This window comes from Kouleothrix sp. 19917 (genome assembly GCF_057073505.1).
The window spans coordinates 7,432,360-7,451,945 of the sequence record NZ_CP097099.1; the positions used below are offsets into that span (position 1 = coordinate 7,432,360).

17 protein-coding genes are annotated in these 19,586 nt (G+C 65.0%); 12 read left to right on the forward strand and 5 right to left on the reverse strand.

Going from position 1 to position 19,586, the window contains the following annotated elements:
• Window positions 1-252 precede the first annotated feature (252 nt).
• The 3 genes from M1P90_RS29945 (at window position 253) to M1P90_RS29955 (ending at window position 2,983) form a co-directional block, all read left to right on the forward strand.
• Window positions 253-1,383 (forward strand): ABC transporter permease, encoded by a 1,131-nt coding sequence (locus tag M1P90_RS29945; RefSeq protein ID WP_483699366.1) that lies wholly within the window; start codon window positions 253-255, stop codon window positions 1,381-1,383.
• A 104-nt stretch (window positions 1,384-1,487) separates the two neighbouring features.
• Window positions 1,488-2,504: an ABC transporter ATP-binding protein gene (locus M1P90_RS29950; protein WP_483699367.1), complete on the forward strand. Its 1,017-nt coding sequence runs from the start codon at window positions 1,488-1,490 to the stop codon at window positions 2,502-2,504.
• Entirely contained in the window at window positions 2,501-2,983 is a 483-nt protein-coding gene (locus M1P90_RS29955) for a DUF4870 domain-containing protein (protein WP_483699368.1), read from the forward strand. Before M1P90_RS29950 ends, M1P90_RS29955 begins: the two co-directional genes overlap by 4 nt.
• 65 nt (window positions 2,984-3,048) lie before the next feature.
• Here the strand turns inward: M1P90_RS29955 and M1P90_RS29960 are convergent, their stop codons facing one another.
• Window positions 3,049-3,447 (reverse strand): hypothetical protein, encoded by a 399-nt coding sequence (locus M1P90_RS29960; RefSeq protein ID WP_483699369.1) that lies wholly within the window; start codon window positions 3,445-3,447, stop codon window positions 3,049-3,051.
• Window positions 3,448-3,759: 312 nt separating this feature from the next.
• Between M1P90_RS29960 and melA the strand changes: the two genes are divergently transcribed.
• A complete protein-coding gene (gene melA / locus M1P90_RS29965) occupies window positions 3,760-5,091 on the forward strand; it encodes an alpha-galactosidase (RefSeq protein WP_483699370.1) in 1,332 nt (443 codons plus the stop codon).
• A gap of 163 nt (window positions 5,092-5,254) precedes the next feature.
• Here melA and M1P90_RS29970 read toward each other — a convergent pair whose 3' ends face one another.
• A complete protein-coding gene (locus M1P90_RS29970; protein WP_483699371.1) occupies window positions 5,255-5,980 on the reverse strand; it encodes an NUDIX hydrolase in 726 nt (241 codons plus the stop codon).
• A gap of 607 nt (window positions 5,981-6,587) precedes the next feature.
• Here M1P90_RS29970 and M1P90_RS29975 point away from each other — a divergent pair.
• From M1P90_RS29975 to M1P90_RS29985, 3 genes are all read left to right on the forward strand, one after another.
• Window positions 6,588-7,610, forward strand: a complete 1,023-nt coding sequence (locus tag M1P90_RS29975) for a helix-hairpin-helix domain-containing protein (protein ID WP_483699372.1) — start codon at window positions 6,588-6,590, stop codon at window positions 7,608-7,610.
• A 3-nt stretch (window positions 7,611-7,613) separates the two neighbouring features.
• Window positions 7,614-8,933: an SH3 domain-containing protein gene (locus M1P90_RS29980; protein ID WP_483699373.1), complete on the forward strand. Its 1,320-nt coding sequence runs from the start codon at window positions 7,614-7,616 to the stop codon at window positions 8,931-8,933.
• A gap of 341 nt (window positions 8,934-9,274) precedes the next feature.
• A complete protein-coding gene (locus tag M1P90_RS29985) occupies window positions 9,275-10,261 on the forward strand; it encodes a TlpA family protein disulfide reductase (RefSeq protein ID WP_483699374.1) in 987 nt (328 codons plus the stop codon).
• 151 nt (window positions 10,262-10,412) lie between these two features.
• Here M1P90_RS29985 and M1P90_RS29990 read toward each other — a convergent pair whose 3' ends face one another.
• Window positions 10,413-13,373, reverse strand: a complete 2,961-nt coding sequence (locus M1P90_RS29990; protein ID WP_483699375.1) for an ATP-binding protein — start codon at window positions 13,371-13,373, stop codon at window positions 10,413-10,415.
• Window positions 13,374-13,453: 80 nt separating this feature from the next.
• Between M1P90_RS29990 and M1P90_RS29995 the strand changes: the two genes are divergently transcribed.
• The 4 genes from M1P90_RS29995 (at window position 13,454) to M1P90_RS30010 (ending at window position 15,907) form a co-directional block, all read left to right on the forward strand.
• Complete coding sequence (locus M1P90_RS29995; protein ID WP_483699376.1) at window positions 13,454-14,977, forward strand: hypothetical protein; 1,524 nt, start codon at window positions 13,454-13,456, stop codon at window positions 14,975-14,977.
• Window positions 14,978-15,063: 86 nt separating this feature from the next.
• On the forward strand, window positions 15,064-15,276 hold the full coding sequence (locus M1P90_RS30000) for a hypothetical protein (RefSeq protein ID WP_483699377.1): 213 nt from the start codon (window positions 15,064-15,066) through the stop codon (window positions 15,274-15,276).
• Window positions 15,277-15,326: 50 nt separating this feature from the next.
• Window positions 15,327-15,590 (forward strand): AbrB/MazE/SpoVT family DNA-binding domain-containing protein, encoded by a 264-nt coding sequence (locus M1P90_RS30005; protein WP_483699378.1) that lies wholly within the window; start codon window positions 15,327-15,329, stop codon window positions 15,588-15,590.
• Window positions 15,584-15,907 carry a type II toxin-antitoxin system PemK/MazF family toxin gene (locus M1P90_RS30010; protein WP_483699379.1) on the forward strand — a complete coding sequence of 108 codons (324 nt, stop codon included), beginning with the start codon at window positions 15,584-15,586 and terminating at the stop codon, window positions 15,905-15,907. Before M1P90_RS30005 ends, M1P90_RS30010 begins: the two co-directional genes overlap by 7 nt.
• A gap of 15 nt (window positions 15,908-15,922) precedes the next feature.
• Here M1P90_RS30010 and M1P90_RS30015 read toward each other — a convergent pair whose 3' ends face one another.
• Window positions 15,923-16,249, reverse strand: coding sequence for a hypothetical protein (locus M1P90_RS30015; protein ID WP_483699380.1), 327 nt, complete (start codon window positions 16,247-16,249; stop codon window positions 15,923-15,925).
• Window positions 16,250-16,322: 73 nt separating this feature from the next.
• Entirely contained in the window at window positions 16,323-18,125 is a 1,803-nt protein-coding gene (gene pepF, locus M1P90_RS30020) for an oligoendopeptidase F (RefSeq protein WP_483699381.1), read from the reverse strand.
• A 387-nt stretch (window positions 18,126-18,512) separates the two neighbouring features.
• Between pepF and M1P90_RS30025 the strand changes: the two genes are divergently transcribed.
• Window positions 18,513-19,508, forward strand: a complete 996-nt coding sequence (locus M1P90_RS30025) for a pyridoxamine 5'-phosphate oxidase family protein (RefSeq protein ID WP_483699382.1) — start codon at window positions 18,513-18,515, stop codon at window positions 19,506-19,508.
• Window positions 19,509-19,586 lie beyond the last annotated feature (78 nt).

The window sequence follows — 19,586 nt, forward strand, 5'->3', positions numbered from 1 at the left end:
TCCGTTTGATCACTTTTGTTTTCTGGTGCTGCGCCCCGGCAAAGCCGGGGCGCAGCACCAGAAAAAGAAAATTCGGGGGCGGCGAAGCCGCCCCCGAACCCCCACGCTGTACAAGTATTCTTGCGGATTTGGTATCAGTACGTTTGGGCGTATTGCATACATCAGTACGTTTGGGCGTATTGCATACATCAGTACGTTTGGGCGTATTGCATACGCCCTTCTCGGCTCCACTGAAATCCGAAAAGGTCTGCTATGGCGACGACAACCCTGGAGCGCGGCGTCGCGCCCGCCCAAAGCGATGAGCGCCGCGAAAGCTATGGCGCGCTGGTGTGGCGCAAGTTCCGCAAAAGCAAGATCGCAATTGTGGGCGGCGTGCTCACCCTCATGCTGGTGTCGATGGCGGTGTTCGCCGATTTCCTCGCGCCCACCGACCCAATCACGCCGAACATGCAGTTCGCCTACACGCGCCCGCAGCAGCTCTACTTCATCAGCTCCGACGGCGCGCTGCACCTGCGGCCCTTTACCTTCACGCTCAAGCAGGTGCTCGACCCGGCGACCTTTCTGCCAAGCTGGGAACCCGACCTGACCAAGCCCTACCCAATCCGCTTTTTTGTGCAGGGCTACGAGTACAAATTCCTGGGCATCTTCACCAGCCGCCTGCACCTGTATGGCGTCGACGAGGGCGGCACGATTTTCCTGCTCGGCAGCGACAAGTTCGGGCGCGATCTGCTGGCGCGCATTTGCATGGGCGGGCGCATTTCGCTCTCGCTGGCGATTGCTGCCACGCTGATCATTGTGGTGGTTGGCGCGACGGTGGGCGTTGTTTCGGGCTACTACGGCGGCTGGGTCGATAATATCATCCAGCGCTTTATTGAATTTCTGCAAAGCTTCCCGGCCCTGCCGCTGTGGATGGCGCTCGCCGCCGTCATCCCAATCACCTGGGATCAATCGCTGATTTTTGTGACGATGTCGGCCATTTTCGCGCTGCTGGGCTGGACGCAGCTCGCCCGCCAGTTGCGCGGCGCGGTGCTGTCGCTGCGCGAAACCGACTTCATTCTGGCGGCCAAGGAAATGGGCGCGTCGGATCGGCGGATCATTTTTCGCCACTTGCTGCCAAACTGCCTGAGTCATATCATTGTGGTGATGACGCTCACCATCCCGTCGATCATTCTGTCCGAAAGCTTTCTGAGCTTTCTGGGCATTGGCATTCAGGAGCCGCTGGTGAGCTGGGGCACCATGATGCGCGAGGCGCAAAGCCTGCAAACGCTCGGTAGCAACCCCTGGCTGATGTGGCCGGCGCTGTTCATCATTCTGGCGGTGGTGGGCTTTAACTTCATTGGCGACGGCCTGCGCGACGCGGTCGATCCGTATTCGATCGTTTAATTTTATGTTTCTCTGTGGGCGCGCGGCGGAGCCGCGCGCCCACAGAGAAAAGAAAGGTGTGGGGCGGCTTCGCCGCCCCACACCCCACCAACATAAGCGAAGCTATGAACAACACCATTCTCGAAGTCAACAACCTGCAGCAATATTTCCCAATTCGGCAGGGCTTTATGCAGCGCGTGGTTGGGCAGGTGAAAGCCGTGGATGGCGTGAGCTTCGCGCTGCGCGAGCACGAGGTGCTGGGTCTGGTGGGCGAAAGCGGCTGCGGAAAAACCACCACCGGGCGCTCAATCCTGCGGCTCTACGACCCGACCGGCGGCGAAGTGTGGCTGCATACCGAGGCGGGCGAGCGCATCGACATCGCCAAAATCAGCCAGGCCGAAATGAAGCCGCTGCGCCGCGAAATTCGGATGATCTTCCAGGACCCGTTCAGCTCGCTCAACCCGCGCATGACCGTGCGCGACCTGATCGGCGAGCCGCTGGTGATCCACAAGATGGCATTCGGCCACGAGATCGAGAATGTGGTGGCGCGGCTGATGACTAATGTGGGGCTCGACCCGAACTACATGCAGCGCTACCCGCACCAGTTTTCGGGCGGCCAGCGCCAGCGCATTGGCCTGGCGCGCACGCTGGCGCTCAACCCGCGCCTGATCATCGCCGACGAACCGGTTTCGGCGCTGGATGTGTCGGTGCAGGCGCAGGTGCTGAACCTGCTGCAAGAGCTGAAAGAGCGCCTGGGCCTGACGATGATCTTTATTGCACACGATCTTTCGGTGGTCGAGCATATGTGCGACCGCATTGCAGTGATGTATGTGGGCAAAATTGTCGAGCTGGCCGAGGCCGAAACGCTGCTGCGCCGCCCGCTGCACCCCTACACCGAATCGCTGATCTCGGCCATCCCGCCCGCCGACCCGGATATCAAGCCCAACCGAATCATGCTGTCGGGCGAGATTCCAAGCCCTTCGAACCCGCCGCCCGGCTGCGTGTTCCACACGCGCTGCCGCTACGCGAAAGACGTGTGCAAAGCGGAAGCGCCGCCGCTGGTTGAGGTTGAGCCCGGCCATTTTGCGAGCTGCCACTTCGCACAGGAGCTTCACTTGCAGGGGATCGAGGTCGAAGCGTGAATTCAGCAAGCCGCCCATACGCATTTCTGAGCTACCTGCTGAGCCTGCCCGGCGCGCTGGGCGTGCTGCTCGCGCGGCCACATGATCGCTTCAGCGCATTCCACGCCCGGCAATCGCTGTGGCTGTGGGGCATCGCGCTGGCCGCGCCGCTGGCCTGGGTTGCGCTGGCCTGGGGGCTGGCATGGATTCCGATCACGGGCGCGATGCTGGGGGTGGCGCTGTTTGCGCTGGTGCTGGCCATCGAAACGCTGGTTGTCGCCGGCCTATTGGTTGGGATGGCTGGCGCGCTGCGCGGGCGCACAACGCTGGCCCCGCTGATTGGCCGGCTGGCCGCGCCGCGCCGCGCCCGCCCCGATACTGGCGCGAGCGATGCGGTGGATGTGCTGGCCGCGCCCGATATTACGATGGAGCCGTCGGTGGAGGTGGAACGCGCGATGGAGCAGCAGGCCGCCCGCGAGCGCCAGATGCGCGAGGGCTAGCGCGCTTGCAGCGCAGGGGATAGGGGTTGGGGGATAGGGATTGGTGATCGCAATGCGCACATGTGTTACAGCCTAAAATCGACTCGCACCGTCACTGTGATTTCAGCGGCATCGCGTGCGCCACGCAGCTCGGCGCGCTCGCGCACCCGCACCAGCCAGAATTGCGAGGTTCGCGTGTAGGCCGGCACATAGTTCGCCGTGTTGCCCCACGCATACCGATCAAGCGTGACCGACCAGCCGCTCAGCGCCAGCCGGCGCGCAATCGTCGACGACCAGCCAAGCTCGGGCTGCGCCATGCGGTAGCGGATCACGCGGCCACCCAGGCCAGCCTGAACGACCTGGAGATCATAGGCGCTTGGCGCAATGAACTGCGCATCGCGCTGGCGCAGCGCCAGCCAGCCCACCGCCGTGCAGGCCCCCACCAGCAGCACCAGCGCCAAAGGAAGAATGCGGCGTATTAGCATATGCATGCGCTTTCGTAGCGAGAACTGACAGAAAGTGTACGTACAGCCTTGCGGAAATCCGTTGCTGGTTATGACGAATGACGAATGACGAACGACGAAGCCAGCGTAGTCATTCGTCTTTCTCCTTCGTCTCAGCAATCATGAACGAACGTCCTCGCCACATATCTGCGTAATCTGTGGATAGATCATTTCTCGATTGATACCCGGCAGCGAGGCTCATCGGCACACGCGCCAATGGTAGTATAGTTGTTTCTCCCACACCTGAATAGCGGCATTTTCGCCCTGCAACACTGAGAAAGGAAACACCCGACCATGCCCAAGATCACGTTTATTGGCGCCGGCAGCGTGGTATTCACGCGCAACCTGTGCAGCGATATTCTGCTCACGCCCGCGCTGCAGGAATCGACGATCAGCCTGATGGACCTGCACCCCGAGCGGCTGGCGCAGGCGCGCGATGTCGTGCAGGCGCTGATCGACCGGCGCGGCCTGAAAGCGCGCGTCGAGGCCAGCACCGATATGGCCGAAGCGGTGCGCGGCGCGGATTATGTCGTCACGACCTTTCAGCAGGGCGGGCTGGATGCCTACCAGCTCGATATCGACATCCCGCAGCGCTATGGCGTCGAGCAGTGCGTGGGCGACACACTTGGGCCGGGCGGGGTGTTTCGCTCGCTGCGCACCATCCCGGTGCTGCTTGAGCTTGGCAAAACCATGGATTCGCTCGCGCCGGGTGCGCTGCTGCTGAACTACGTGAATCCCATGGCCGCGAACTGCTGGGCCTTCGACCGCGCCACTGGCCGGCCGCATGTCGGGCTGTGCCACAGTGTGCAGGGAACCAGCGAGATGCTGGCGCGCTGGATCAAGGCGCCCTACGATGACGTGGTGTTTCGCTGCGCGGGCATCAATCACCAGGCCTTTTTCCTCGAATTTCGGCAGGGCGCGGAAGACCTCTACCCGCGCATTCGCGAGGCCGCCAGCGACGACACGATCTACGGCAGCGAGCCGGTGCGCATCGACCTGATGAAATATTTCGGCTACTTCGTGACCGAGTCGAGCGGGCATGCCAGCGAGTACTCGCCCTACTTCCGCAAGACCGCGCAGATGGTGGATGGCGAACTGGTGCCGCGCTTCACCGACCCGGCCGACCACTGGTTCGACAACGGGCGCACCGGCGGCTACCTGCGCCACTGTCTGGAGCGGCTGGGGCACGCGCAGGCCGAGTTCGCGGCGCTGGCCTCGGGCGAAAAGGCGCTGCCGACGGTGCGCACGCACGAGTACGGCTCGCGCATCATCGAGGCGTGCGAAACCAACCAGCCCGCCCGCATCAATGGCAATGTGCCGAACCGCAACCTGATCCCGAACCTGCCAGGCGGCTGCTGTGTCGAGGTGCCTTGCCTGGTCGACGGCAATGGCATCCAGCCCACGCGCGTAGACGACTACCCGGCCCAACTGGCCGCGCTGAACCGCACCAACATCAACGTGCAGGAACTGATTGTCGAGGCGGCGCTGACCGGCAAGACCGACGCCGTCTACCACGCGGTGATGCTCGACCCGCTGACGGCGGCGGTGTGCACGCTGCCGCAGATCCACGCGATGGTGGGCGAGCTGCTGGCGGCGCAGAAGCAGTGGCTGCCGCAGTTTGCGTAGGGCAAAAGAAAGCCTAATGCAAGACACTGAAGTCTATTAGTTTTACCACCAAGACACCAAGACACCAAGATTAACTTTCCAAAACCTTGGTGTCTTGGTGTCTTGGTGGTTCACTTTCGTCTTTCGTCATCTGTCTTTCGTCATCTGTCCTTCGTCGCGTTAGCTAGCCCTCGTCTTCGGCAATGCGCGCCTCGCGCCAGCGAAACACAAACTGCTCGTCGCCACGGTTGCGCCGGAAGCGATACAAGGTAGTTGGGCGGCCGCGCCCCTCACGGCGCATCCCCGTGTCTTCCAGCACATTGGCATCTTTGATCTTGCGGTAGAAGTTGCCTTTGTCCAGTTCCTCGCCCAAAATCTGCTCGTAGATATGTTTCAGCTCAAGAATCGAAAACACCTCGGGCAAGAGCTGAAACGCCAGCGTGGTGTACTCCAGCTTCGAGCGCAGGCGATCCAGCCCGGTCGCCAGGATCAGGTCGTGGTCGAAGGCCAGCGTGCCGGGCAGCTTTTGCAGCGAAAACCAGCGCACCTCGGTGCTTTCGTCCGACACGCGCAGGGTTTGCTTGTCGGCGCTCACCAGCGCGATATAGGCGATGCTGATCACGCGCGTGCGCGGGTCGCGCCGTGGCTCGCCAAAGGTGTAGAGCTGTTCGAGGTAGATGTCGCGCACGCCGGTTTCTTCTTCCAGCTCGCGCCGCGCCGCCTGCTCCAGCGATTCGTCCATATTGATGAAGCCACCCGGCAGCGCCCAGCGCCCTTCGTGCGGCCAGTGCCTGCGTTTCACCAGCAGCACATGCAGCTCGCGCTCTTGCAGCGTGAAGATCACCACGTCGACGGTGACCGAGGGGCGTTCGTAGCGGGATGGGTCGTATGTTTCAGCTTGCTCGCTCATTTCCGCTCCTTTAGTGTTAATTACACACTAAGTATACACAGCCAGCGGCGTGTTGTCAAGGATGTGGCGATTTTGGATTTGCGATTGGCGATTTGCGATTGGGACGAACAACGACGATTATTCACCGCAAAGAACGCAAAGAGCGCAGAGGTTTTGCGGTACGGAACCACGAAGGCGCGAAGGCACGAAGAAAGAATAGCGTACGGCGTACTGCTGCCGACTGCCGACTGCCAACCGCCTCCTGCCAACTGCCGACTGCCGACTGCCGACTGCCAACGGCCGACTGCCGACTGCCAACTGCCAACCGCCTCCTGCCAACTGCCAACCGCCTCCTGCCAACTGCCCGCTGCCAACTCAACACTCAGCATTCAAAACTCAAAACTTCGCGCCCACGGTTGCGCGTGGAAATGTTCTCCCCTATAATGCGGCGCACTCGCTTCCAACGCACAACGTTCGCCCGGCGCGCCGCGTGTGACTATTCGCCCGGCGCGACGTCTCATTTTCCGGCAGGCATCTCGCCCGGGGCGGCAGCGCCGACCCTGCAACTTTGCCCACTGCCACGAGCAATGCAACGCATGCAGAATTGCCAAAGGCAAAAGGAGCAGGTATGAGCTGGTCTTCGCTGATCATTGGCTTGATCATCGGCTGGGCGGTTGAGTGGGTTATCGACTGGGTGTACTGGCGCCGCCGCACCTCCGACGGCAGCGCCGAGGCCGAAAACCTGCGCGCGCAAAACAAACGTCTGCGCGCCGACCTCGACGCCGCCTCCGAGCCAGTCGAGCGCCTGAAAGCTGACATTGCCGCGACCAACGAGCAGCTAAGCGCCAGCCGCAGCGAGCTGGCAAACCTGCGCGCGCAGGCCGCCGCGCCAGCCGCACCCGCTGCCGACCTGAGCGGCGAGCTCCAGCGCCTCCACGCGCGCCGGATCGTCGAGCGCGGCGAGGCAGCCTTTCTGAGCGACCAGCTTGCGCAACTGCGCGCCGAACAGCCCGCCGCAGCGAGCGCGCCGGCTGCCAACACCTTTGCCACCCAGCAGATGAGCGCCGACGAAGTGCAAAGCGCGCTTGAGCTGGAAGGTCTGCGCGCCGAAAATCGCCAGCTCCAGGCCGAAAACGAGCGCCTGGCCGCACAGATCAGCGCGGGCGCACCAGTTGCCAACACCTTCGCCACCCAGCAGATGAGCGCCGCCGAAGTGCAGGCCGCGCTGGCCGCCGAACAGCGCCGCAGCGCCCCAAACACCTTCGCCACCCAGCAGCTTAGCGCCGACGAGGTGCAAAGCGCGCTGGCAGCCGAGGGCCGGGCCCGCAGCCGCGCCGTGGGCGAAAGCGACGACAGCGCACGCCTGCGCGCCGACCTTGATGACGCCAACGGCCAGCTTGCGCAATTGCGCGCCGAGCTGGCTGCGCTGCGTGGCAAGCCGGCCCGCGATGCACTGATCGACATCAACGGTATTGGCCCGGTGATCGAGAAGCGCCTGTTCGAGGCCGGCATTCTGACCTTCGCGCAGCTTGCCGCCGAGGCACCCGAGCGCCTGCGCGAAATTGCGCGCCTGAAAGACTGGCAGGACGCCGACCCGAACGCGTGGATCGCCGAGGCGCGCCAGCGCGCCGACCAGCAGAGCGAGGGCTAGCGTATGAATACGCGCACCCTGGGCTGGATCGGCTACGACTGGTTCAAGCTCGTTGTTACGATCATCCTGATTTTGCTGCTGATCTGGTTTGCATACGCGGCCAGCGGCGCGCCGGCCACCAGTGTGCCGCGTGAGCTGCCCGCTGCGCCGGGCGCTGCCTCGCAACCCACCGCCGCTGCGGCTGGCGCGCCAGCCGCGCCCACCGCCATTGCCGCCCCGGCCGCACGCGCGCCGTCGCTCGAACTACCAGCCGGCGCAGCCCTGCCGCCCGGCACGGTGACGTTCCGCGGAACCGCCGCGCCAAACAGCCAGGTGCAGGTAACGGTCGATGGAAAGCCGGCTGGCACCGCCACGGCCGACGCCAGCGGCGCGTGGACGCTCGACGCGACGATTGATCAGGCGGGCGAGCATAGTGTGGTGGCGCAAACGCTTGATGCGAATGGCGCGGTTGCTGCTGCCTCGCAGCCGGCCACGCTGAAGCTCGAAGCCAGCGCGCCCGCGCCCGCCATCGCCGCGCCAACGATCAACCTGCCGGCCACCGCGCAGTCCGATGCGCCGGCAACCATCAGCGGCACCGGCACGCCCGGCAGCACCGTCGAGATTGTGGTGGATGGACAGGCGGCTGGTAAGGTCACGGTCGGGGCCGATGGGTCATGGAGCATCCCCGTGACGCTGGCCGAGGGCGCGCACGAAATCAGTGCGCGGGCGCTCGCGCCGGGCGGCGAGGTGGCTGTGGAATCCGGCCCGTCCACGCTGACCGTGAGCGCGCCCGCCGCCGCTGCCGCGCCAACGGCTGCCGCCGCGCCAGGCGGTGCCGCGCCCGCAATCGGCTTCCCGGCCGATAACGCAGCCCTGCCCGCCGGAGCCTTCACCATGACCGGCACCGGCACGCCCGGCAGCACAATCGAAATTCTCGACAGCGACAAGGTGATTGGCACCGCAACGGTTGGAGCCGACGGCACCTGGAGCTTCCCAATCACGCCAAGCGGCGGAACGGCTGCCTACAGCGCGCGCGCCGCCGGCACCACCGACGTGACGGCCAAACCCATCCGCGTGACCTTTGGCGCGGGGCAGGCCGCCGATTGCAGCACACTCGCGCCCAACTGCGACGCCTGGGTGACGCGCAAGGGCGGGCTTTCGCTGCGGCTGCGGGCGGGAGCGGGCACAGGCCAGGCGATTGTGGCGCGGCTGCCGGTTGGCACGCAGCTCACTCTGCTCGACGGCCCGCAGCCCGACGGCGGCCTGAACTGGTGGCATGTCCGCACGGTTGGCGGGCGCGAAGGCTGGGTGGCGGGCGAGGAACTAGTGCTCCAGCCCGATTAGCGCGGGCTTCAGCGAACGGCGTTGCCCTGGCACGCACACAGAAAGAAGACGAAGGCGTTGATCGCGCTTTCGTCTTCTTTTTATAGAAATTCGTCCACAGATTTCACAGATTGCACAGATTTTGGAAAGACTCGAGCAATCCACCGGCAAGTTCTGATGATTTAGAAATAAACTGCAACCAAAACACCGGCGCAGTCGTTATGCGAGTGAGCACCCTTCGATACGCGCTTCGCGCTACTCAGGGTGCGATAAGGCAGGGCAATCAAACCTGCTTTGAAATACATTTTGCCACGCCGCATCGTTTATAATGGCAGGGACCACACAGAGCGAAAGGCATCCTGATGCATCATTCACGTCTTCTGATAGCCATTGTTCTTGGGCTGCTGCTGGCAGCTTGCGGCCAGGCCGCCCCGACGCCGGGCGGCAGCAGCGGTGCCGCGCCGACCAGCGCCGGCACAAACGCCGCGCCCGCCAACATCACGCCCGTGTTTGCGTTTTCCGAGGCGGTAGCGGGCAAAAACCGCATCGCCATCGGCCTGGTGAGCAACAACACGCCGCTGAACGAGCCAAATGCCAAGGTGCACCTGCGCTTCTACAACCTCGACGAAGCCAACCCGCAGGTGAAGTTCGAGTCCGACGCGAGCTACTTCGGGCAGGGCTTGCCAGCCGCGTTCTACGTGGCCTACCCGAACTTCGACACCGCTGGCAACTGGGGCGTCGAAATCGCGGTGCAGATGCCCGGCCAAACGCAGCCGGTGGTAAGTAAAAACAGGCTGGAAGTCAAGCAAAGCTCGGCGGTGCCCAATGTCGGCCAGCCAGCAATTGCAGCCAAAACGCTGACCGTGAAGGATGTGCCCGATCCCAAGCAGCTTTCTTCGGGCGCAACCGTCGACCCGGCGATGTACCAGATCAGCCTCGACGAAGCGCTGAAGAATGGCAAGCCGACCGCGCTGCTGTTTGCCACGCCGGCCTTCTGCCGCACCGCCACCTGCGGGCCAAGCCTGGATGTGATGCAGGGCTTGCAGAAGACCTATGGCGACAAGGTGAACTTCATCCATGTCGAGGTCTACAAATACCCGTTCGATCAATCGGTCGCGGCGCAGGAGCAGGCAGCCGCGACGGCCCAGAAGGAAAACCGGTCGCTGACCGAGGCCGAGGCCGCCACGGGCCTGGCCGACCCGATGGTGCAGTGGAAGCTGAGCTCGGAGCCGTGGCTGTTCCTGATCGACGCGAAGGGCGTGATCGCCGGGCGCTACGAGGGCGGCCTGACCAAAGAAGAACTTGGGCCGGCCATCGAGAAGATTATCGCCGGGCAGCCGGTCTTTTAGCCGGTTTGAATGTTTGAAGGTTGACAGGTTGCACGTTTCCAAACACGGCCAACCTGCAACCGAACAGGCGTATTGCAATACGCCCAGACGCCAACCTGCAACCCGCTAACCCGCTAACCCGCTAACCTGCAACCTGTCAATCTGCAACCTGCTAACCCTGCAGTGCCTGCTCGATCAGCCGCTCCAGCGGCGTGACGCCACCCGCCGCCCAGGCCGCGTCGAAGGCGGGTGGGGCAAGAGTGGCGCGCGCGGCGGCCAGTGTCGCGTCGTGCTGGCGCTGGTCGAGCAGGGCCATGGGCATGTTCGCCTGAGCGCGGTAGGCCAGCAGCGCCGCGCATAGCCGTACCGCCGCTTCGGCCTGGCCGCGCGCCAGCCACAGCTCGGCAATATAGCCCAGGTAGGTCGCCAGGTCGCGCCGGTTGGCCGAAGCCCACGAGATCGCCAGCCCCTCGTGCAATTGGCGCGTCGCCTCGTCCATTCGCCCCGCCCGGAGTGCAATACTGCCCAGCCCCTGCAATGCCAGCGCCGCGCTGCGTGGGTCGCCCAGGGCGCGGTATTGCTCCAGCGCACTGGCGTACAGCGCCCCGGCGCGCGCGTGGTCGCCCTGCACGCGCGCGACATCGGCAAGGTTGCCCACAATCATGGCGGTGAGCTGCTCGTTGCCAATCGGCCGCGCCACCGCCAGCGCTTCTTCGAGATACTCCAGCGCCCGCGCATGCTCGCCCGTATTCTGTGCCAGCGTGCCCAGGCTGTTCAGGCGGTTGGCAATGCCCCACTGGTGGCCCAGCTCGCGGCACACTGCCAGGCTTGCCTCGAACTGCGCCTGCGCGGCGGCGTAGTTGCCCTGCTCGGCATGCAGCAGGCCCAGGCTGTGCATGGCCGCCTGCACGCCCACCGAATCGCCAAGCTGCTGGTTCAGCGCGATGCTGGCAGCGAAATAGGCTGTCGCCGCCGGGTAATCGGCCTGGTCGCTGGCAAGCACGCCCACGCCCTGCAGCAGGCGGGCGCGCACGGCGGGCGCGATTGGCGGGGCGGCAGCGTCGGCGGCGCGCAGAATGCGTTCCAGCCACTCGCGCCCTTCGGCAATATAGCCCCGAATATACCAGAACCAGCGCAGCACCGCGCCCATGCCAGCGGCGGCGGCCACGTCGCCCAGCGCCAGCGCGTGATCGAGCGCGGCACGCAGGTTGTCGTGCTCGGCGGCAAGCCGGTCGAACCACAGCTGCTCCTCCGCGCCCTTCAGGTGCGGCTCGGCCTGCGCGACCAGCCCGGCCATGCAGGCGACAAAGGCGCGCTGCGTCGCCGCCTCTTCACCCGATTCCGCCAGTCGCGCAGCAGCATACTGCAGCACCAGCGGGTGCATGTCGTAGCGGCCGGCCGTGCCACGCGCCAGCAGCGACTTGCCAGCCAGCGCGGCCAGGTGCGGCAGGCCAGCCCCGGCCACGGCAGCGGCCGCTGCGCGATCAAAGCCGCCGCGAAACACGGCCAGGCGGCGCAGCACCTGCTGCTCGGCGTCGGGCAGCAACTGCCAGGTGGTGGCAAGCAGCGCCCGCAGGCTGCGGTGCCGCTCGGGGCGGTCGTGCTCGGCGCTGGCGGCCAGATCGAGGTTCGCGGCAATTTCGGCCTCAATTTCCGCGCATGAAAGCAGCGGCACCCACGCCGCCGCCAGCTCGATGCCCAGCGGATGACCCGCAAGCTGGCGGCACAGGCGCGCAATTGCCTGCCGGTCGGCCGGGCCGGGCGCGAACTCAGCCGCCACGCGCCGGGCGCTCTGCACAAACAAGGATCCTGCGGCGCTGGCTTCCAGCACGCCCGGCGCATCGACGTTTGGCAGCTCCAGTCCACCAATGCTCAGCACCCACTCGCCGCGCGCCTGCAAGCGTTCGCGCGATGTTGCCAGCACCGTCAGGCCAGCGGCGCGCTCCAGCAGCGCGGCCACCACGCCGCCCGCGCCGGCCAGGTGCTCAAGATTGTCGAGCACGAGCAGGGCGTGCTTGCCATGCAGGTGCGCCGCCACCTGCGCCAGCGGGTCGTCGGCACCGCTGAGCGCAAGGCCAAGCGCCTGCGCGATTGCCGGCATGATCTGGCTGGCGGCCTGCGCAACAGCCAGCGGCACCACCACCACCTCGTCAAAGGCGTCGCGCTGCTCGTCGGCGGCTTGCAGGGCCAGGCGGGTTTTGCCGCTGCCGCCCAGCCCGGCAATCGTCACCAGCCGACAATCGCGGTTGCTCAGGTAGTCGGCCAGGCGCGCAAGCTCGTCGGCGCGGCCCAGAAACGGCGTGGCCGCCTGGGGCAGCGCGGCCGGCGCGGGCGAAGACGCCGGCTCGCCTAATGTGCCCGCACGAATCTGTTCGTGCAGCGCCAGCGTCTCGCCGTCGGGCTCGACGCCCAGCTCGCGCTCCAGCACGGCCCGGCAGCGCTCGAACTGGGCCAGCGCGGCCGAATGCTGGCCGTCGCGCTCAAGCAGGCGCATGGCGGCGCGGTGCGCTTCTTCATTCCACGGGTCGAGCTCAAGCTGGCGAAACACGGCCGGCAGCGCAAGCGCGTAGGCTCCGCGCCGCTCGTGAAAGGCGGCCAGTTGCTCCAGCGCGGGCAGCACTGCGCGCTGCAAACGCTCGCGCTGCACCAGCGCCCATTCCTGAAACTCCAGGCAATCGCGCGGCGTGAAGCCTTCCACAAACGCGCCCCGGTACAGCGTCACCGCTTCGGCGCGGCGGCGGGCGCACTGCGCGCAGCTCGCGGGGTCGCGGTGCGGGTGGCGGTCGCACTCGTCGAGCAGCGCGCCAAACGCGGCGGCGTCGAGCGTGTAGTCGGCAGCGGGGTTGATCTGAATGGCGTCGCGCGTGGCGAGAATGAGCGGCGTGGCGGCCTCGCGGTCGCCCAGCGTGCGCCGCAGGTTGGCGAGCGCCTGGTTGAGGTTCAGCAGCGCGGCGCGCTCGGGGCGCTCGGGCCAGAGCAGCTCGGCCAGCGCGCCGCGCCGGTGCGGCCGGTCGGCCTCGGCCAGCAGAAAAATCAGCAGCGCGCGCACCTTATCGGATTCAAAGCCACCAAGCGCGGCACCATCGCGCATAAACTGAACCGGGCCGAGCAATGCGGCTGCAAACTGCGCCATGGCGTGTTCCTTATAGTTTCCTTATTGGCTTTCGGTACAGTGCCGCTGTGGAAAAACGTGCTAGGAAACAGGAGAATTCAATGCGCTTTCGAGCTTTTCATATCGGCAATTCGCTGCTGCGGCCCGCGCGCCTGCTGCTCGCCCTGGTGGGCGTGCTGCTGCCGCTGCTGGTTCCCACCGCCGGGTTCGCCGCCGACGGCCCGCCCAGCGATCCCGCCAGCGCGCCTGCGCCCGCCGCTGCGGGTGGCCGCATTTTCGTGCCAGTGGCGGTGAAAGTCGGCAAGCCGACACCCCCGCCTCCGCCGCCGCCAACCAACACCGTTGGCAGCTTCTTTGTGGCGCGCGACGGCAAAACTTTCAGCGCCAACGCCAAGGTGGACGCAAACGGCGGCATGCATATGGCCTTTGGCGTGTTCGCCTCCGAGGGCGATCGCCCGCCGGCGGTGTATGCCTACTGCCCCGGCCCCGAGGCCGCCTGCGCCACCGACGCAGGCTGGCAGGGCGTTGCGCTTTCCGACACAGTGGGCGAAGTGCAGCTTCAGCTCACACCCGAGGGCAAACCGCGCCTGCTCATTCGACGATATAGCACCGAAGTTTCGCACGACCAGTACGTCTATGGCGAGTGCGACAGCAACTGCACCGTGGCCGCGCAGTGGCAGTTTACCACGCTTGTCACCATTGGCGGCATCGACGTGTTTGGGAAAGATAACCCGCAGCACTCGTTTGCGCTCGACCCGTGGGGCCGCCCGCGCTTTGTGTTCACCAATGGCTATGGGGCGGGCTGGACGCCGGGCGTCTACTACGGTTACTGTGACGATGGCTGCACCGACACGAATAACTGGTACGCCACCCAGATCGAAGAAGGGCCACAAAATCGCTCGCTGGAGTTCGATCTTCCGTCGCTCACCTTCACCCGCGATGGCCGGCCGCGCATTGTCGCCAACATGTCGTTCAGCGGCGAGGCGCAGGGCGTGCGCTACCTGGAGTGCGACACCAACTGTGGCGAGCTGAGCGGCTGGGGCAGCGTTGCGCTCTACCCGCGCGGCGGCGGCGTTTCGGCCACCTGGGATCTTGTGCTCGACCCATTTGACCGGCCGCGCCTGGCCTTCTACCAGGCCAGCACCGGCGATGGCAGCGGCGACCGCTTGTTCTACACCTCGTGCAATGGCGACTGCCTGAGCGCGGCGAGCTGGCAGCGCACGCCGATTGGCCTGCCGCAGGAAGCCGGCCAGAACGCCGATCTTGAGCTGGACGCGCAGGGCCGCCCGCGCATCGCCTACGAGGGGCTGCTGGGCAATGGCCTGGGCTATAGCTGGTGCAACAGCGGCTGCGAAAGCGCGGCTGGCTGGCGGCACACCATTGTCGAAAGCGCGGCCGCCCTGCAAGCCGATTTCCCGGTGGTCAACCCAATCACCTGCGACCCGTCGTTCTGGACCGACGCCATCCCGTCGCTCACGCTCGACGCGGCCGGCAACCCGCGCATCGCCTACGACAACCTGAGCGCCGCCAAGTGCTACTACCAGAACCCGGGCGACCCGAACACCTACTCGCGCATCGAGAAACTCTTCCGCGCCGTGCGCTGGCTCCAGTTCAACCAGCCATAGCCCAAAATACCAGCCTGTTTCTGGTGCCGCTTCCAATGGCGGGAGCGGCATCAGCAACAGAACTGCAAGAAAGAAAAGAACAGGCCATGAAGGAACAGCCCCCTCCCTACCGCTCGTTTATGCTGCGCGTGTGGCGCAGCGGCGCAGCCGAGACCCCATGCTGGCGTGCGTCGCTGGAAGACCCGCGCACCGGCGAGCGCCACGGTTTCGCCAGCCTGAGCGAGGCATTTCACTACCTGGAAGCGCAAATCCAGCCGGCCGAGGTTGAGCCCAGCCAGAAAGGCACACAAAGAGATTGACATGCACCGCCACTGTGCCTACAATGTAATCACATCGCAGGAGGTGCGCTATGTCAAACGTCATTCGGACACGACTGGTCAAAATCGGGAACTCGCAGGGAATTCGCATCCCCAAAGTGCTGCTCGACCAGCTCCATCTCGACGACGATATTGAGCTGGAAGTGCAGGACAGCCAGCTGATCATCCGAGCCGCCCAAACTCCGCGCGCCACCTGGGCGGCAGCATTTAAGGCAATGGCAGCACAGGGCGACGACGCGCTGCTCGACGCCGATCTCCCGCCGACGGCGTGGGAAGCGAGCGAGTGGGAATGGTAGCCAGGCGCTTCGACGTTTACCTTGTCAACCTCGACCCGACGGTCGGTACCGAAATACAGAAAACACGCCCCTGCCTGGTTATCTCGCCCGACGAGATGAACGAGCATATTCAAACCGTCATTCTCGCCCCTATGACCACCAGGGCGCGCAGCTACCCCACCCGCATTGCCTGCCACTTCGATCAGAAAGACGCGCATATCGTGCTCGACCAGATTCGCACCGTCGATAAGCGCCGCCTGATTAAACGAATGGGGCGTATCGACGCACAAACGCAGCGGCAGGTGCTGGCGGTGCTTGCCGAATTGTTCGCCGAGTAGTGCCAGCCTTTTCTCCTAGGGGTAAAACGCATAGCGCTCGCTGATGCGCATTCCCAGCAGCCGGTAGTAGCGCGTGCTGCGGCCAGCCTCGGCGCGCAGGCGCAGCACATACACCGGCGGCACGCACGCCCGCTGCACAATCCGCTGCAGGCAAATGCGATTCTCAATCGTCAATTCCAGGGCATACGGCCCCAGCGTAATCTCGCCGGTTGGCGGGGCGAGCGCGCCGGCCCGAACTGCCGCCGCCGGCACGGCACAGGCCAGCGCCAGCGCCAGCAGCCCGCCGCACAGCGCCAGCAAAATCCCGCGCCGCGTGGCCGGCACGCCCGGTTCTTCTCGCATCGCATTCCCCATCAGCACAAAAGGGGCGAAACGCGTGATCGCGCTTCGCCCCTTTCGCCGCCCGAATAGCGCGCTACGCCATCGCTTCCAGCTCGTCCACCAGCCGGTCGAAGGTATCCATCGCCGCCTGCACAGGCGCGGGCGTGGTCATATCCACCCCGGCGTCGCGCAGCATGTCGATCGACGAGCGCGACGAGCCGCTGCTGAGGAACTTCAGGTAGCGGTCGACCGCTGGCTGCCCTTCGTCGATGATCTGGCGGCTGAGCGCCAGCGCCGCCGACAGGCCAGTGGCGTACTGGTAGACATAGAAGTTGTAGTAGAAGTGCGGGATGCGCGCCCACTCAAACGCGATCTCGTCGTCGAGCGTGACGGGCGGGCCCTGGTAGCGCTTCACCAGCTCGTAGTAGCCCTTGCTGAGCGCGTCGGACGTAAGCGGCTCGCCGGCCTCGGTGCGCGTGTGGATGTCCAGCTCGAACTCGGCAAACATCGTCTGGCGGAAGATCGTGGCGCGAATATCGTCGAGCTGCTGCACGATCAGGCTCTTGCGCAGCATCGGCTCGTCGCGCGTTTTCAGCAGGTAGTCGTTCAGCAGCGCCTCGTTCAGCGTCGAGGCCACTTCGGCCACGAAAATGGTGTAGTTGCCATACACAAAGGGCTGCGTGTGGCGCGTGAAGTAGGAATGCATCGAGTGGCCCAGCTCGTGCGCCAGCGTGAACATGTCGCGCACACGCTCCTGGTAGTTCAGCAGGATGAACGGCGGCGTGGAGTAGGAGCCGCTGCTGTACGCGCCGCTGCGCTTGCCCACATTCTCATACACGTCGATCCAGCGCTTGCTGAAGGCCTTGCCCAGCGCGTCGGCATAGTCGGCCCCCAGCGGCTTGAACGCGGCTGTGACCGTGTCGCGCGCTTCATCGTAGGGCACCGCCAGGTCGGCCTGCGGCACCAGCGGCGCGTAGGTGTCGTAGATACGCAGATCGTCCAGACCCATGATTTTGCGGCGCAGCGCCATATAGCGGTGCAGCTTGGGCAGGTTGGCGTTGATCGTTTTGACAAGGTTATGATACACGTCGAGCGGAATGTCGCGCGGCTCAAGCGCGGCCGCCAGCGCGGATGGGTAGCCGCGCACGCGAGCGCCGACGACATGGCTGCGCACTTCGGCGGCCAGCGTGGTGCCAAGCGTGTTCAGGATGCCCTGGTAGCCGCTGTAGTAGTTCTTGAAGGCGTCGCGCCGCACGCGCCGATCCTTGTTTTCCATCAGGCGGCCGTAGCGCGCATGCGAAAGCTGGATCTTCTGGCCCTGCTCGTCTTCGATCTCGGGGAACTTGAGGTCGGCGTTGGTCAGAATTTCGAAGATCTCGCTCGGCGCGCGCGTGACATCGCCGAACTGCGCCAGAATGCCCTCGACCTCGGCCGAGCGGATGTGGGCGCGCTGGCGGGCCAGCTCTTGCAGCTCGTAGCCATAGATCGCCAGCTTGGGCTCGCTTTTCAGCCAGCCGCTCACGGTTTCCTGCGGGATCGACAGGATTTCGGGCTCGATAAAGGCCAGCGCCGCGCCAATGCGCGCCACCAGCGAGCCAGCGCGCTCGTCGAGCGCCTGCCCGGTCGGCTCGGTGCTGTCGGAGTTCTTCAGGTTGCTGGCGTAGGTGTAGAGCTGGTAGAGGATCTGGGCGATTTCGTCGCGCAGATTGAGCGCGCGCAGCAGCTTGGCCGCGCCCTGGGCCAGCGCGCCTTGCAGCGCGGTCAGCTCGGGCAGCAGCCCTTCGATGCGGGCGACATCCTGATCCCAGGCATCGACGTTGGCATACACAACCGAAAGATCCCAGGTATATTCGGTGGGGAGTTCGCTGCGGGCGGGGACTTTTTGCGCTTCAGCCATATACGCACACTCCTTCATAACGAGGTTTGGGCCACTGCTGCCGGCGCGGGGCTCCCGGCAGGGCACAATTGTACCACTTTTACGCTCGGCAAGCCGCTGGGCGCAATTCATCCGCCGGGCGGGCAAGATACGTATGATCCATAGAGGGGCGTATGCGATACGCCCAGACCTAGAATCGCAGAACCGCCTGAGGGTTTAGGGTCTGGGGTTTTGGGATTAGGCTTGCAACCTGCAACCTTCGAACTTGCAACCTGGCAACCTGAAACCTTCGAACTTCCCAACCTGGCAACCTGCAACCTTCGAACTTGCAACCTGGCAACCTGCAACCTCGGTGGCCAGGAATTCTGCGATAATAGGTGCGCCTTTCTAAACCTGGAGCAACGAACAATGCCAGCCCTTGAATTACCCGCCCCGATGCTCGAAATCTTTCGCGCGTTTCGCACCTGCGAGTTCAGCACGCTCGCCAAAGATGGCACGCCAATCACCTGGCCGACCCTGCCATTCTTCGACGAGGCGGCCGGGCAGTTTCTGATCACAACCTCGATTGCGCTGCCACAAAAGGTCTACAATGTGCGCCGCGACGGGCGCGTGGCGCTGCTGTTCTCCGAGCCGCGTGCGAGCGGGCTGGCGCGGCCAGGGGCGGTGCTGGTGCAAGGCGACGCCACCGCGCCCGACGAGATCGTGACCAGCATTGCCGGCGCGGAAGCAGCGCTGGCCGAGGTGTTTCGCCGCCAGCCCGGCAGCGCGATTTACAGCAGCAACCCGCTCCTGCGCCGCATGTCCGACTGGTATTACATGCGCCTGATTATCCAGATCGTGCCGCGCCGCATAAGCTGGTGGCCAGGCGGCGATTTCAGCCGCGCGCCCGAAGTTTTCGAGCTGGCCGCGCCAACCGCTACGCCCGCCACAGTCTCATTTCCCGCGCCGGCCGGCCAGATTGGCGAGGGCTGGGCCACGCTGCTGCGCGAAATCGCCGGCTACGAAACGGCGGTGCTGGCCGGCCGCGACGCGCACGGCTACCCGTGGAGCGCGCGCGTGCGCCCGCAGCCCGACGCTCGCGAGCGCACGCTGCGCGTGGTGCCGCCGCCCGGCGCGCCGCTGGTGCCGGGGCCGGCTGGCCTGCTCTGCCACCGCCACGACGACCAGCTGTGGAAACAGGAAAGCAGCGGCGCGCGCGGCGCAATCGAACGCGATGCGCGTGGCTGGCTGTTCCGCCCGACGCAGATCATCCCGGGCATCAGCCCCGACGCGGCGAGCCTGGCGCGCTTCTTTTTTAGCTGTCGCCGCAACGCCGACGCATATCTCGCAAAGCGCAAATTGCCGCGCCCGATTGTGCCGTGGGACGAGATCATTGCCGTGAAACGACAGGCGCTCGGAAAGTAAGATCTTGCCAGCCGAGCGAGTGTACGCTACAATGACTGTATAGCCCGCTGCAAACACCAATACGCGCCCGACAATACA